The organism is uncultured Pontibacter sp. (assembly GCF_947502515.1).
Classification (GTDB): Bacteria; Bacteroidota; Bacteroidia; order Cytophagales; family Hymenobacteraceae; genus Pontibacter.
Genome location: NZ_CANNAI010000001.1, coordinates 462,284 through 477,179 on the forward strand (window position 1 = coordinate 462,284; position 14,896 = coordinate 477,179).

General features: G+C 47.3%; 17 protein-coding genes. 14 read left to right on the forward strand and 3 right to left on the reverse strand.

All coding sequences use genetic code 11. The features are described 5' to 3' along the window. Window position 1: 1 nt before the first annotated feature. From map to dnaK, 13 genes are all read left to right on the forward strand, one after another. A complete protein-coding gene (map, locus tag Q1A54_RS02245; RefSeq protein WP_007654266.1) occupies window positions 2-775 on the forward strand; it encodes a type I methionyl aminopeptidase in 774 nt (257 codons plus the stop codon). Then, window positions 776-994, forward strand: a complete 219-nt coding sequence (infA, locus tag Q1A54_RS02250; protein WP_007654265.1) for a translation initiation factor IF-1 — start codon at window positions 776-778, stop codon at window positions 992-994. It begins immediately after the preceding gene. Between the two features lie 5 nt (window positions 995-999). Next, window positions 1,000-1,116: a 50S ribosomal protein L36 gene (gene rpmJ / locus Q1A54_RS02255; RefSeq protein WP_007654264.1), complete on the forward strand. Its 117-nt coding sequence runs from the start codon at window positions 1,000-1,002 to the stop codon at window positions 1,114-1,116. 9 nt (window positions 1,117-1,125) lie between these two features. Beyond that, window positions 1,126-1,503 carry a 30S ribosomal protein S13 gene (gene rpsM, locus Q1A54_RS02260; RefSeq protein WP_007654263.1) on the forward strand — a complete coding sequence of 126 codons (378 nt, stop codon included), beginning with the start codon at window positions 1,126-1,128 and terminating at the stop codon, window positions 1,501-1,503. Window positions 1,504-1,512: 9 nt separating this feature from the next. Next, the gene (rpsK, locus tag Q1A54_RS02265) at window positions 1,513-1,905 is read left to right on the forward strand and encodes a 30S ribosomal protein S11 (RefSeq protein ID WP_007654262.1); all 393 of its coding nucleotides are present in this window, start codon (window positions 1,513-1,515) and stop codon (window positions 1,903-1,905) included. Between the two features lie 22 nt (window positions 1,906-1,927). Next, window positions 1,928-2,533 (forward strand): 30S ribosomal protein S4, encoded by a 606-nt coding sequence (rpsD, locus tag Q1A54_RS02270; RefSeq protein ID WP_196119961.1) that lies wholly within the window; start codon window positions 1,928-1,930, stop codon window positions 2,531-2,533. Window positions 2,534-2,570: 37 nt separating this feature from the next. Further along, window positions 2,571-3,560, forward strand: coding sequence for a DNA-directed RNA polymerase subunit alpha (locus Q1A54_RS02275; RefSeq protein WP_196119948.1), 990 nt, complete (start codon window positions 2,571-2,573; stop codon window positions 3,558-3,560). Window positions 3,561-3,630: 70 nt separating this feature from the next. Further along, entirely contained in the window at window positions 3,631-4,143 is a 513-nt protein-coding gene (gene rplQ, locus Q1A54_RS02280) for a 50S ribosomal protein L17 (protein ID WP_299984737.1), read from the forward strand. Window positions 4,144-4,219: 76 nt separating this feature from the next. After that, entirely contained in the window at window positions 4,220-5,326 is a 1,107-nt protein-coding gene (gene carA / locus Q1A54_RS02285; RefSeq protein WP_299984739.1) for a glutamine-hydrolyzing carbamoyl-phosphate synthase small subunit, read from the forward strand. Between the two features lie 20 nt (window positions 5,327-5,346). Next, entirely contained in the window at window positions 5,347-6,624 is a 1,278-nt protein-coding gene (gene eno / locus Q1A54_RS02290) for a phosphopyruvate hydratase (RefSeq protein WP_299984741.1), read from the forward strand. Window positions 6,625-6,725: 101 nt separating this feature from the next. Then, a complete protein-coding gene (locus Q1A54_RS02295) occupies window positions 6,726-7,025 on the forward strand; it encodes a septum formation initiator family protein (protein ID WP_007654253.1) in 300 nt (99 codons plus the stop codon). 167 nt (window positions 7,026-7,192) lie between these two features. Beyond that, on the forward strand, window positions 7,193-7,759 hold the full coding sequence (locus Q1A54_RS02300; protein ID WP_299984744.1) for a helix-turn-helix domain-containing protein: 567 nt from the start codon (window positions 7,193-7,195) through the stop codon (window positions 7,757-7,759). A 111-nt stretch (window positions 7,760-7,870) separates the two neighbouring features. Next, complete coding sequence (dnaK, locus tag Q1A54_RS02305) at window positions 7,871-9,730, forward strand: molecular chaperone DnaK (RefSeq protein ID WP_299984746.1); 1,860 nt, start codon at window positions 7,871-7,873, stop codon at window positions 9,728-9,730. Window positions 9,731-9,999: 269 nt separating this feature from the next. Here dnaK and Q1A54_RS02310 read toward each other — a convergent pair whose 3' ends face one another. Together Q1A54_RS02310 and Q1A54_RS02315 are read right to left on the reverse strand one after the other, a co-directional pair. Then, window positions 10,000-10,338, reverse strand: coding sequence for a hypothetical protein (locus Q1A54_RS02310; RefSeq protein WP_299984748.1), 339 nt, complete (start codon window positions 10,336-10,338; stop codon window positions 10,000-10,002). A gap of 3 nt (window positions 10,339-10,341) precedes the next feature. Beyond that, window positions 10,342-11,409, reverse strand: a complete 1,068-nt coding sequence (locus Q1A54_RS02315) for an Ldh family oxidoreductase (protein WP_299984750.1) — start codon at window positions 11,407-11,409, stop codon at window positions 10,342-10,344. A 189-nt stretch (window positions 11,410-11,598) separates the two neighbouring features. Here Q1A54_RS02315 and Q1A54_RS02320 point away from each other — a divergent pair, with 189 nt between their 5' ends. Next, window positions 11,599-13,986, forward strand: coding sequence for a hypothetical protein (locus tag Q1A54_RS02320; RefSeq protein WP_299984752.1), 2,388 nt, complete (start codon window positions 11,599-11,601; stop codon window positions 13,984-13,986). 99 nt (window positions 13,987-14,085) lie between these two features. On the opposite strand, the gene Q1A54_RS02325 is transcribed toward Q1A54_RS02320, so the two are convergent. Further along, window positions 14,086-14,892: a DUF5602 domain-containing protein gene (locus tag Q1A54_RS02325; RefSeq protein ID WP_299984754.1), complete on the reverse strand. Its 807-nt coding sequence runs from the start codon at window positions 14,890-14,892 to the stop codon at window positions 14,086-14,088. Between the last annotated feature and the right edge of the window lie 4 nt (window positions 14,893-14,896).

The following is a 14,896-nucleotide window of genomic DNA, read 5'->3' on the forward strand; positions in this document are numbered from 1 at the left end:
AATGGTTTTTTACAAGACTGAAGAAGAAATAGAGCTAATTCGCCAGAGTGCTTTAATATTAAGTAAAGCACATGGCGAAATAGCTCTTCTTATAAAGGAAGGGGTGTCAACCCTTACACTGGATAAAAGAGCTGAAGAGTTTATCAAAGATCATGGAGCTGTTCCATCTTTTAAGAACTACAATGGGTTTCCTTTTAGCCTCTGTATCTCGGTAAACTCGACTGTAGTTCATGGGATGCCAAGTAATTACGTTTTGAACGATGGAGACGTAATTTCTGTTGACTGTGGAGTCTATTATAACGGTTTTCACAGCGACTGTGCTTACACCCATGCTGTTGGTAATGTTTCAGAAGAGGTTTCTCATCTGTTAGATGTTACAAAAGAGTCCTTGTATAAAGGTATTGAAAAGGCAGTAGTTGGAAATAGGCTTGGTGATGTTAGTCATGCTATCCAGACACATGCTGAAGCTTCTAAATATGGTGTTGTTCGAGAATTGGTAGGACACGGTATTGGACGTAACCTACACGAGGCTCCTGAAGTGCCTAACTACGGTAAACGTGGACAGGGATTAAAGCTTCAGAATGGGCTGGTACTTGCAATTGAGCCAATGGTGAACCTTGGTACCAGGTATATTATTCAAGAGGAGGATGGATGGACAATCCGGACCCGTGATAATAAACCATCTGCTCATTTTGAGCATACAGTTGTAATAAGAAAAGATCAAGCAGAAGTATTAACAACTTTTGATTATATAGATAAAGCTAAACAACAATAAATGGCGAAGCAGTCCTCTATCGAGCAAGACGGTACTATCATCGAAGCATTATCAAATGCAATGTTCCGGGTAGAGTTAGAAAATGGTCATCAGGTGATCGCACATATCTCAGGTAAAATGAGAATGAATTACATCAAGATTCTGCCAGGTGACCGAGTTAAATTGGAGATGTCTCCTTATGATTTAACTAAAGGAAGAATTGTTTATCGATATAAATAACTACAATGAAAGTCAAAGCATCAGTAAAAAAGAGAAGTGCTGAATGTAAAGTGATCCGCCGCAAGGGGAAGCTTTATGTGATCAACAAAAAAAATCCAAGATATAAACAAAGACAAGGATAATTATTAATTATGGCAAGAATAGCAGGAGTTGATATTCCGGACAACAAAAGAGGAGAGATCTCTTTGACGTACATCTATGGTATAGGTCGTAATCTCTCTGTGCAAATCCTAAACAAAGCCGGGGTGGATCTTGACAAAAAGGTGAAAGACTGGACCGAAGATGAAGCTAATGAGATCAGAAATGTGATCGCAGCTGAGATCAAAACAGAAGGTGTTTTGAGATCAGAAGTGCAATTGCATATCAAGCGTCTTCTTGATATTGGCTGCTACCGTGGTTTGAGACACCGTAAAGGTCTACCTGTACGAGGTCAGCGCACGAAGAATAACTCGCGCACAAGAAAAGGTAAGCGTAAGACAGTAGCAAACAAGAAGAAAGCTTCTAAATAATTTTTGATCATGGCTCAGAAAAGAAAAGACAAAGCTAAGAAGCGTGTTGTAGTTGTTGAATCAACAGGCCAGGTACACATCAAAGCTTCTTTCAACAATATTATTATCTCAGTAACCAACAACGCAGGACAAGTTATCTCTTGGGCTTCTGCTGGTAAAATGGGTTTTAAAGGTTCTAAAAAGAACACTCCTTACGCTGCACAAATGGCTGCTGCAGATTGCGCAAAGGTTGCTTATGACCTGGGTATGCGTAAAGCTGAAGTATTTGTTAAAGGCCCTGGTGCAGGTAGAGAGTCCGCCATCCGTACTGTACAGAACACTGGTATCGAAGTAACAACTATTAAGGATGTTACACCACTTCCTCACAACGGATGTCGTCCTCCTAAACGCAGAAGAGTTTAATTAGTAAATTAGATTAAATACAATGGCAAGATATACTGGTCCTAAAAGCAAAATCTCCAGAAAATTCAACGAGGAGATTTTTGGCCCAAGCAAAGCATTAAAAAAGAAAAGCTATCCTCCAGGACAGCACGGCCGTGGCCGTCGTAAGAAGCAGTCTGAATATGCAATTCAGCTTGCTGAAAAGCAGAAAGCAAAATATATCTATGGTATGCTGGAAAAGCAGTTTGCTAACCTGTTTGACAAGGCAGCTCGTAAAGGCGGTATCACTGGTGAAAACCTATTGATCCTTCTTGAGTCTAGACTTGACAACACAGTTTACAGACTGGGTATTGCTCCAACAAGAAGAGCTGCCCGTCAGCTAGTATTGCACAAGCATATCACTGTTAACGGGGAGATCGTTAACATTCCATCCTATAGCTTAAAAGTTGGTGATACGGTAGCCGTTAGAGAGAAGTCAAAATCTCTTGAGGCAATTACGACTAGCTTGACTGTACGTAATGCACGTGCTTTCAGCTGGTTAGAGTGGGATGCAGCTGAGATGGTTGGTAAATTTGTGTCTGCGCCACAGCGTGACCAGATCCCTGAGAAAATTCAGGAGCAGCTGATCGTCGAGCTTTACTCTAAGTAAGCCGCTTAATCAATTTTTAACCTTTAACACTGCAAGTATGTCAATATTAGCATTTCAAATGCCAGAGAAAGTTGTAATGGAAAAAGCCGACGACTTTCATGGTTTATTTGAATTCAAGCCGCTTGAAAAAGGTTACGGAGTAACCATCGGTAATGCTTTGCGAAGAATTTTGCTTTCTTCTTTGGAAGGTTACGCAATTACTAGCGTTCGCATACCTGGTGTACTGCACGAGTTCTCGTCTGTTGAAGGCGTTGTAGAGGATGTATCTGATATAATCCTCAACTTGAAAATGGTTCGCTTTAAGAAAGTAAGCGAAGTTATTGATGATAAGGTCACCGTATCTATCTCAGGTCAGGATAAATTTGTAGCTGGCGACATCAGCAAATTTTCTACAAGCTTTGAGGTTCTAAACCCTGAGCTGGTAATCTGCAACCTGGACAAGAACATGACTCTGGAAGTAGAGCTTACTATTCAGAAAGGACGTGGCTACGTTCCTGCTGAAGAAAATAAGCCAGCTGATCAGGTATTTGGTCTTATTCCAATTGATGCCATTTTCACGCCAATCAAGAATGTAAAGTTCAGCGTTGAAAATACACGTGTTGAGCAGAAGACTGACTATGAAAAGCTATTGCTTGACATACAGACTGATGGTTCTATACATCCTGAAGATGCCTTGAAAGGCGCTGCCAATATTTTGATCCAGCACTTCATGCTCTTCTCTGATAACACAATGACTTTCGAAACAGCTAAGCCTGAAGAAGAAGAAGCTGTGGATGAAGAACTGCTGCACATGCGCAAAGTACTGAAGACTTCACTTCAGGATATGGATCTTTCAGTTAGAGCTTACAACTGCCTTAAGGCTGCCGACATCAAAACGCTTGGCGACCTGGTACAGCTTGACATCTCTGACATGATGAAGTTCCGTAACTTCGGTAAGAAGTCTTTGACAGAACTTGAGAACCTGGTGCAAGAGAAAGGCCTGACTTTTGGCATGGACCTTTCTAAGTATAAATTAGAAGAAGATTAATAATCCTACGGCATAATTCCCGATCCCCGGGTGGGTCGATCGACGGTATGCACGTGCACAATTCAAAATAATGAGACACGGTAAAAAAATCAATCACTTAGGAAGAACCGCTTCGCACCGTAAAGCAATGCTGTCAAACATGGCTGCTTCGCTTATCATGCACAAGCGTCTTTCTACTACAGTAGCCAAAGCGAAAGCACTGCGCAAGTATGTTGAGCCTCTACTGACAAAATCTAAAAACGACACGACTCACTCCAGAAGAACTGTTTTTGCTTACCTGCAAGACAAGGAGTCTGTGAAAGAGCTGTTCGACGAAGTATCTGTAAAGATCGCAAACAGACCGGGTGGTTACACTCGTATCCTGAAGACTGGTTACAGACTTGGTGACAACGCTGAAATGTGCGTTATCGAGCTTGTTGACTACAACGAGGATATGCTGACTACAGCTGGTGCTGCCGGTGGTGCTAAGAAAACTCGTCGTCGTTCTTCTTCTAAGAAAAAAGGTGCTGAGTCTACTGAGGCTTCAGCTCCAGCAACTCCAGAAGCAGAGGACACTAAAGATGAAACAAAAGATGCTGAATAAGCTTCATTTGTGAAATATTGCAAAGGGACATGACGTAAGTCGTGTCCCTTTTTTATTTTTGTATCAAATTATTAAAATGAAAAAACACACAACTTCCGAAGCTATTCTTTTATTGCAAGATGGTACCGTATTCACAGGTAAGAGCCTGGGACGCATCGGTACAACAGGTGGTGAGTTATGCTTTAACACTGGTATGACAGGCTATCAGGAAATCTTCACGGATCCATCGTATTATGGTCAGTTAGTTGTCACTACTTTTTCACACATTGGTAACTACGGTGTGCAGTCTGATGAAGTCGAATCAGGGAAAGTGCAGATCAATGGTCTTGTGTGTAAAGAGTTCTCGCACTTCTTTTCCCGTAAGCGTGCGGAAGGCTCTTTGCAAGACTACTTTGAAAAAGCAGGTATAGTTGGTATCTGTGAAATCGATACGCGTGCCCTTGTGCGCCACATCCGAGATAAAGGCGCGATGAATGGAATCATTTCATCTGAGACTTCTGATGTAGCTGAGCTTAAAAAGCGTTTAGCCGAAGTACCGTCTATGGATGGGCTTGAATTGTCCTCGCATGTGAGCACGCCCGAGGTATACGACATGAAACCAGAAGATGTAAAGTATAGAGTTGCTGTGCTTGACCTTGGTGTAAAGCGTAATAGTTTGAACAACCTGGTAGCTCGTGGCTGTGAGGTGAAGGTATTCCCTTATGATACACCATTTGAAGAAATGGAAAAGTGGAACCCGGACGGCTACTTCATCTCTAATGGACCTGGTGATCCGGCTGCTACTACTATTGCGATCAACAGTGTAAAGCAAATACTGGACAAGAACAGACCGATGTTTGGTATCTGTATGGGGCACCAGATGCTGGCACAGGCCAATGGTATTGCAACTTACAAAATGCACAACGGTCACAGAGGACTTAATCACCCTGTTAAAAATCTGATCACTGGCTTTAGTGAGATCACTTCACAGAACCATGGTTTCGTAGTGGATTCGGAGCAACTGAAGAATCACCCGGACGTAGAAGTGACGCATATCAACCTGAACGATAATACCGTGGAAGGTATACGTATGAAGTCAAAGCCAGCATTCTCGGTGCAATATCACCCGGAGTCCTCACCAGGACCACATGATTCCGTTTACCTATTCGATGATTTTATCACGCTATTGGAGCAAAACAAGTAAAACTATATAAAAACAAACCGATGAGCTTAATTACAGATATTAAAGCCCGCCAAATCTTTGATTCAAGAGGCAACCCAACAGTAGAAGTTGATGTGTTTACAGAAAACGGCGTATTAGGCCGTGCTGCTGTGCCATCTGGCGCTTCTACGGGTGTGCACGAGGCGGTAGAACTTCGTGACGGTGACAAAGGCAAGTACATGGGCAAAGGTGTACTGCAGGCCGTTCAAAACGTAAACGAGAAAATAGCTGAAGAGCTTGTCGGGTTCCCGGTGTTCGAGCAGAACCTGCTTGACAAGATCATGATCGAGCTGGATGGTTCTGACAACAAAGCAAACCTTGGTGCCAATGCAATCCTTGGTGTATCGCTTGCTATAGCACGTGCAGCCGCGCAGGAGCTAGGTATGCCATTATACCGCTACGTAGGAGGTGTTAATGCTAATACCTTGCCCGTTCCGATGATGAACATCCTGAACGGTGGCAGTCATGCTGATAACGCCATCGACTTCCAGGAATTCATGATCATGCCAGTTGGTGCACCTTCTTTCTCTGAAGCGCTTCGTATGGGCTCTGAAGTGTTCCATCACCTGAAGAACGTGCTGAAGAAAAAGGGTCTTTCGACAAACGTAGGTGATGAAGGTGGATTTGCTCCAAACATTGCTTCCAACGTGGAGGCAATCGAGGTAGTACTGCAGGCCATCGAAGCAGCTGGTTATAAGCCGGGTGACGACATGATGATTGCCATGGATGCAGCTAGCTCTGAGTTCTACGACAAATCTACTGGTCTCTATACCTTTAAGAAGTCTACAGGCGATAAGCTGACGTCTTCTGAAATGGTAAGCTACTGGAAAGAGTGGACGGAGAAGTATCCGATCGCTTCTATAGAAGATGGTATGGACGAGGACGACTGGAAAGGCTGGAAAGAGTTGACTGAGTCTATCGGCAATAAGGTACAGCTGGTAGGCGACGATCTGTTTGTAACAAACGTTAACCGTCTGCAGCAAGGTATAGACCAAGGCGTAGCCAACTCTATCCTGATCAAGGTAAACCAGATTGGTACGCTGACGGAGACGATCAACGCCATTAACCTAGGGCTGCGTCACGGGTATAAGAGTGTAATGTCACACCGCTCTGGAGAGACAGAAGACAACACAATTGCTGACCTGGCAGTAGCGCTTAACACTGGACAGATCAAGACAGGTTCGGCTTCCCGTTCTGACCGTATGGCCAAATACAACCAGTTGCTTCGCATCGAGGAGGAGCTTGGCGAAGTGGCTTATTATCCTGGAAAGAAGTTCTAAAGAACATCTGGAAAATATTTTACCGATAAGGGTGTGGGTTTATGACTCACACCCTTATTTTTGTATAAAGCCCTCAGAATAATATCTATAGTTTCCTATATATGCTTCAACGTATACCTAAGTTTGTTCGCAGTTTTTATTTCATTACAGGTATGCTCTTCCTGGTATGGATGCTTTTCTTTGATTCCAACGACTTTATCACGCAGTACCGCATGAGCAGGGAGTTGCGCGATAAAGAAAAGGATAAGGAGTACTACCTGGAAAAAATGGCCGAGGTACAGCAGGATCGTGAGGAACTGATGGGTAATCCGGAACTGCTTGAAAAATTTGCCAGAGAGAAATACCTGATGAAGCGTCCGGGCGAGGATGTGTTTATCGTTGTGCCGAAGAAAGAGAAGTAAGAATACAGATCCAATGATGGATGTGCAGAAAGCTGTTTTGACGAACAGCTTTCTCTGTATATAGCCCATTGAGGTACATTAGACACAAATGTCATATGAATGACATAGTAATACCGCTATCCCGAAAGCAACTTTTGCTGTAACATTGAGCAAAAAACAGAAACACTATGAAACAGTTGGGACAGAAAATACTGGACATCCGTAAGCGAAAAGGACTGAGCCAAGAGGAACTATCAGAGCATGCGGGAATAAGCCTGCGCACTTTGCAGCGCATAGAGAAAAACGAAAGCGAACCACGAGGCTATACCTTGCAATCTATTTGCCAGGCCTTGGGCGTAGACGTAGAGGAGGTATATGACTACGGTAAGGAACCAGACAAAGGTGTATTACTGCTAATGCATCTATCGGTACTTTCTTACTTGTTGATGCCGCTGGGGAATCTCATTTTCCCGCTGATCATCTGGGTAACACAGAAAAAGAAAGTGCTTCACGTGCACGAGCAAGGTATAAGCCTGCTAAACTTTCAGATCACCTGGTCGTTGGTTACATATCCCCTTATGTTGACGTTTGTCTGGATGAAAATCTTACATTCTCCCATTTGGTGGTACATACTTATAGCTTATCTGGTACTATACTTCTCTAATGCACTGTATGCTATTTTTGTGAGCTGGAGAGTGAGCAAGGTTGCTGAGCGGTCGCCTTATCCTTTCTCGTTAGGTATACTGAAGGTATAAACCAGGGCAGCAGGTATAAAGCACGCCCATTCCCACACCTCCCCTTATTTTTTCGTAACTTTGCGTATAGCGTTGCCCAAGTAGAGGGCGACCTCACTAACGTATAAGAACATGGCAAAAGTTGCGATAAACCTTTCTACGGGAGCCCTTCAGCAGGAAGAGGTGATCGTAGGTATAGACCTTGGGACTACCAACAGTCTGGTAGCCTATATACATCCCGAAACCAAAAAGCCGGTAGCTATAAACGACCTCGGTCGCGGTACCATTGTGCCATCTGTGGTGCACTTCACCCAGAACGGCGAAACGATTGTGGGCAACGAGGCAAAAGAATACCTCACTACTGATCCGGCCAATACCATTTACTCAGTGAAGCGCCTGCTGGGCAAATCTTACAAAGACCTGGGAGAGCACAAAGATTACTTTGGTTACAAGATCATCGACGATGACAGCGAAGGACTGGTGAAAATCAGGGTAGGGGACAAGTTCTACTCCCCGATTGAACTGTCGGCGGAAATTTTGAAAGAGCTCCGTGAGCGTGCCGAGCATGCCCTGAAGACACCCGTGAACAGAGCAGTAATCACCGTACCAGCTTACTTCAACGACTCCCAGCGCCAGGCAACGCGTGACGCGGGTAAACTGGCTGGGCTGGAAGTGCTGCGCATCGTGAATGAGCCGACAGCTGCTTCGCTTGCCTATGGCATAGGTATAGATCCTTCCGAAGAAAAGACGATCGCTGTATACGACCTGGGCGGTGGCACATTTGATATTTCTATTCTGAGTCTGCACCAGGGTATTTTTGAAGTGCTCTCTACGCATGGCGACACCTATTTGGGTGGCGATGACATGGACCGCGCTATCATCAACTACTGGATTCAGGAAAACCAATTGGTGGCAGACACGCTGAACGAGGACAAGAACCTGCAGCAGGAGCTGCGTTTGAAGGCAGAGGAGGCCAAAAAGGCATTGAGCCAGCAGCAGATATATACCAGCAAAGTGAATGACATCGAATGCGGTATTACGCGTCACAAGTTCGAGGAATTGATTGCTCCGATCGTGGCCAAGACTATTGACAGTTGCTGCCAGGCGATGGGTGATGCCAAGCTGAAGCCGGAGCAGATCGATGCCGTGATCATGGTAGGTGGCTCTACCCGCGTACCGATGGTATTCGAAGCGGTATCGGAGTTCTTCGGAAAGCCTGCCAACAATACCCTCAACCCGGATGAAGTAGTGGCCCTCGGTGCTGCCATTCAAGCCGATATCCTGTCGGGTAATCGCAAAGACATTCTGCTGCTGGATGTGACGCCGCTCACGCTAGGTATAGAAACTATGGGCGGACTGATGGACTCCATTATCCCGCGTAACTCCAAGATCCCAACCAAAGCCGGACGTCAGTACACAACCTCCATTGATGGTCAGGTGAACATGAAGATATCAGTGTACCAGGGAGAGCGTGACTTAGTGAAGGAGAACCGCAAACTGGCTGAATTCGACCTAAAAGGTATACCGGCCATGCCAGCAGGATTCCCGAAAGTAGACGTAAACTTTATTCTGAATGCAGATGGTATTCTGAAAGTAGAAGCGATTGAATTGCGCTCAGGAGTACGCCAGGAGGTGGAAGTGAAACCACAGTATGGCTTGACAGACTCTCAGGTAGAGCAGATGCTGCTGGATTCTATTACGCACGCACGTGAGGATGTGTCGGCGCGTATGGTGATCGAAGCCCGCACTACGGCTGAGCAGATGCTGCACCAAGTGGAACGCTTCCTGGAGAAAAATAGCCAGCACCTGACAGAAGAAGAAATCAAGCTGACCCAGGAGAACTTGCAGAAGCTGCGCGACGTGCTGCCAAGCGGCGACAAAGATCAGATTCTGAAAGCCGTGGATACCTTGGAAGAGCAGACCAGCCCGTTTGCTGAGCGTGTTATGCAAATCTCCATCAAGCAGGCTATGGCGGGCAAGAAAATAGAGTAGGCTATACCTATTACTTATACCCATAAAAAGAGAAGAGCTGACCGTGATGGACAGCTCTTCTCTTTTTGTAGTTACTATTTCTCTCTATTTTGTCATCCTGAAAGGATCTTGGTTGCGGCTTAGCATAGGCTTAAACTTTCTTCAGCTAAGTTTCTTAACAGATTGACAAGAAGTTTTGGGCAGATATTCTTTGGATCTTCGATTTTGATTTCCAGCATTGGTTAGAGGTAGTTTTATACTTGCACTGAGCCTACGTTTTGCAATTTAGCTTAGCGACTGAGCGAAAGCAGCGCGTCGAGTAAGGTATAGTTCAGGTATAGCAGTGTGATTGCGACGATCGCCCCCACCATGACACTGGCATAGGGTTCGTCCTGTTCGCGTACGCCTTTGATACCCCAGTATATATAGGCGATCAGGGCAAGTAGTCCATATAATAAAAGGAGCACAGGTATAGCGATCAGCACTGATTCCGGTACGAGCCGCCAGAAATAGTTGAACCCGAGCCAGGCTACATTCAGGATCCAGGACAGCACCAGCATCAGGATGCTGCGTCTTGTGGAGCCTAAGCCTAATAACCGAAATATGGCTATACCTTTGTCCGTCGCCATGACTTAGAATTTTACGCCAAACTTCTTGCCTATCTCTGCCAGGTCTTTTTCAACTGGTGGGAGGAGCGGTATACCTTTTTGTAGACGTTTGGCTGTCATGATGCGTTCCGGGTCGCCTGGTATAAGCACGGCTTTCTCACCACGTTTCACTTGGGCATTGCGGAAAGCATTGATCCAGTTGTCCATGTGGTGCTTGAACTCGTCAGCAGGACGGAAGGCGTCGATGCGCATAGCGCCGAAAAAGTGCCCTATACCTTGGCCCACCGGGTCGGCGGGAGGAGCGAGGAAGCTGACGAATGGTGGTACCCATGGGCCGTAGTTGGCGCCTGAGAGCACACCCGAGAAAATATCGACGATAGAGCCGAGCGCATAGCCTTTGTGACTGCCGCGGTTTTTGGTGCTACCCAATGGGAGCAGTGCACCACCAGCCTGTACTTCAAAAGGGTTGGTAGACCCCAATCCGGTGGCCGTCTGTACCCAACCACTTGGCGTTTGCTTTTGCTTGCGCTGGAGTATTTCCAGCTTGCCGTTGGCGGCAGTGGTGGTGGCTAGATCAGCTACAAAAGGAGGCTGCTCGTTGGCTGGCACAGCTACTGCAATCGGGTTAGTGCCGAGCATACGCTGCGTTGAGTGCGTTGGTGCCACTAGCGGGCTGGCGTTGGTCATGGCCATGCCGATCATGTCGCGCTGCAGGGCCTGCATGGCATGGTAACCGGCTATACCGAAGTGGTTCGAGTTGCGCACCGACACCCAGCCCGAACCTACGTTCTCTGCTTTTTTCATGGCATTCTCCATCGCACGCGGCGCCACCACCAGACCCAATCCGCCGTCGCCGTCTACTGTGGCGGTGCTGGGTGTTTCGTGGACTATGGTAATGTTCGGTTTCGGATTGATGCGGCCAGCTTCCCAAAGGCGAATGTAGCCACTCAGGCGGGCTACGCCGTGGGAGTCTACGCCGCGCAGGTCAGCCTCCAGCAGTACCTGGGTCGCTAGCTGGGCATCTTCCAAAGAGCAGCCTATGTTCAGGAAAATCTCGCGGGTGAAATCAAAGAGGTGTCGGTATGGGTACATAGCAATCTTGTTAGTGCCGCAAATTAAAAAAATATCAGGCCAATGCCTCGCAATTCCTCAAGCGATTATCCTTCACGGAAATTATACCTCTGAACATCATTTATATACCTGTTTTTCTATACTTTCGGGATTCATTAGAAAAGTGGAATGGATTTTGACTTGGCCAAAGCAGGCTAAAACAATATGACTATGAAAAGAGCATTACTTCTGATCTGGATACTCACAGCGGCTGTTGCAGTACAGGCACAGAGCCGGCTCGTGTTTAACGAAGCTATACCTGTCTCTTTCCTGATCAAGCAGGAGGCGGCTGGCAACAGCAGTCAGGTAAACAGCAACAAGCTGATACAGTTGCTAACTGAAGGAGGCACGACTACCAACAAATCCGGCGGACGCCCGAGCCGCAAGCCTGAGTTTGTAGTAAGACTGGAGCAGCAGGCCCGCATTGCCAAAGCCGGTGATCAATTGCAGATCAAGGTACAGCTGCAGCAGATAGGCGTGAGCGGCGATGTGCATTACCGTGGCTTTGACCTAGGCAGCGTGCTATTGCCGGAGCAGGCCAAGATGACGGTACGTTTGTTCAACAGTCAGCAGAAAGAAGGAAAGCGCTTTAGCCTTCCGGCCCTGAACCTGAAGCCAAATGGCATCGTGGCCTTGGAAACCACCGTGCCAGACACCGCCAACAGCCAAGGTTATACCTTGAAAGTGGAAGGGCTGGAGTTGGTGTATACCCATGCAGATGTGCAGGAACTGGAGGAGCGGATCAGCCTGATCAAAGACTACTATGCTGCCGACGCTACCCTGAACAAAATGCTGCAGGATGTCGCCCTGATCAAGCACGACGATGTGGACCGCATTAAGCAGCAGGACCAACGTCTAAGCGATATGGAAGAAATGCTGAAGAAGCTGCAGGACAAGCGTTTTTCTGATAAACTGAGCCTGAACCAGTACGATCCGCAGCGCTATGTGGCCAAGGCGAACCAGCTGAATCAGTTAGTGAAAGAGCGTCGCAAAGCGGTGAACCATACCCTGGCTACGCTCGACCAGCAGTTTTATAACCGGGGCATCAGTCTAATGGCCCGCAATAACCTGGCGGCTGCCAGCACTTACTTTGTCAAGTCCTTGGAGGTGAACCCGCGTTTTGCTCCTGCACACCTTCAACTGGCCCGCCTGGACTTTATGAGTGGCAACGTGCACGAGGCTGCCGGCCGCACCCGGGACATCCTCACCCAGATGCGGGTAGATCCTGAGACTCAGCAGATGGCGCTGGGACTGGCGCACGACATCTACAGTTCGTTCATGGCAGAAGGCCATGCCCATAACAGCCGTGGCGACTACCGTAGTGCTGTGGCAGCCTATGCCGATGCCCGCGCTCTGTGCAGCACCTTGGGCGGATTGCGTTGCAACATGCCTGCGCTGAATGACGGTGAAGGCCGCGCCGTGTATGGTTATTATCGCAGCATGGTAGAGGAGGGCAAGCGCTCTCTGAGCCGTGGCGATCTGGCGCAAGCTGAGCAAATGGCCGACGATGCCTATACCTTCCAGCGCCAGTACGACTACCTGCTGCACGATGCGACTGATGCTGCCGAACTGCAGGGACAGGTAAAGTACCAGTACTATGTGCAGCACATCGACAAAGGACGGCAAGCCATGAAGTCAAAAGACTACCGCTATGCGTTGGAGCAATTTGAGTCAGCCTTGGCGCTGGAGCAGGGCTATACCTTTCAACCTGTGCGTGAGCTAAGCAACTTGCTGCAGCAGGCTGCTAAACCGGTGCTGCTAAGTCAGCTTGCAGATGGTTATACCCTGGCCATGAGCAACCGGTTGAGCGATGCCAGAGCAGTAGCCAGTTCAGCTGAAAATATGCGCAGTCGTTATGCCCTGGAGCGTGACACCGAGGTACAGGCCAAGTACATCGAGCTACGCGACCGCATTTTTACGCAAGAATGTCTGAACGTGCAGGCCGATTATGACCGTCATTACCAAAATGCGAAAGCATTGGTGAGCGAGAAGAAATTCATCGCCGCCGACCAGGCCTATCAGGCTGCCCTCAACGCGGCAGGTGCGAAAGCAACTTGCACCATCGCTACCTTTACCGCAGAAGACGGACGTGCCACTATTGCCGATGCTGTTGCTTACCAGCGTATGCTCGAAGAGACAAATCGCATGGTAGCGACTGGTCGCTATACCGATGCTATACAAAGGTATAACGAAGCAGAGCAGCACTACCTGAGCAAGTCAATTGCTCGCTTTGGGCTGGATCACATTTCGCTCTACAACTTTGCACGTGAGCAAAGCAAGCTTGCCTTCACCGCGACTGTGGTAGATCACTTCACAAGCATCCGGCAAGAAAAAGCGGCTCTGCAGCTGCTCGCTAACCTGCTCGACAGGGGCTATTCTAAAGGCAAAACCAAGAAAACACAGCAACAGCTAGGTATACAGTTAGCTATAAAAGACGTAACCAGCGGTCAGACTGAAACAGCCAAGGTGATGGCAGCTTCTTATACCCAAGGTGACAAAAAACTGAAGCATCTGAGTAAGGCTTACGAAAAGGAGCGCAAGAAATTGGCGAAGGGCTAAGCTTCTTACATGTTTTAGGATATAGCTGAAGAATACCATCAACAACGAAAAAGCCTGCTGTTCAAGCAGGCTTTTTCGTTTCTAAGTAGGTATAGCATCTTATTTCAGCTGCATGTTATCGAGCCAGATCACATACTCCTTCTTGTCTGCGTCGTAACGGAAACCGTAGCGGGTAGGGTAGTAGAGGCCTTTTTGCTGAAATTCTTCTGGCTGCTTCAGGTCAAAAGTATCGTCAGGCTTCGACTGCAGGTACTCCACCGTATACATCGGCTCAAAAAAGATGACGCGGCCATCATAAGAGCCATAGATCATGGTCTGAGTGAATTTCTCACCATTCAACTCCGGGCTATACCGGTCCACCCAGTGCTTGCCCATTTGCGGGACATTCACCTGCACATCAATATAGTCTGCTGGCAGGTAGCGTGGAGCTGGTTCTATCATTAGTTTAGAATCGCTAGCTTCGTCGCCGATTGCCTTACGCGCTGCCGACGAGATCATGTAAAAGTGCGCATCAAAGTGAGGCAACTCGTACAGCGCAGGCGGGTGCCCCATCGGGTTCCAGTCCATCACGATATGCTTGAAAGGCGTCTGTTGCATGATCTCTTGCGGAAGCTCCATTTCGTAGTAGATCATGTGTCCGTGCCCTTCGGAGTTGTCTTGTTGAGGGAGCGTATTAACGGCCTGTTCCGAGATGCGTACACCGACAGCAGCAGGATTTCCGGCTTCATCAAAAGTAGCCCAACTGTAAGCAGTACCTTCTCCTACATGTATGGTCTTGCCATGTATAGTCTGGTTAGCCAAAGGTGAAGTTTCATCGTCATGGTCGTCGCAGCTGGAGAGCAGCATGACCAGCGAAAGCATGAAGCTGATCTGGAATAATCGTTCAGGAACCATTGTGGTAAGCATAATC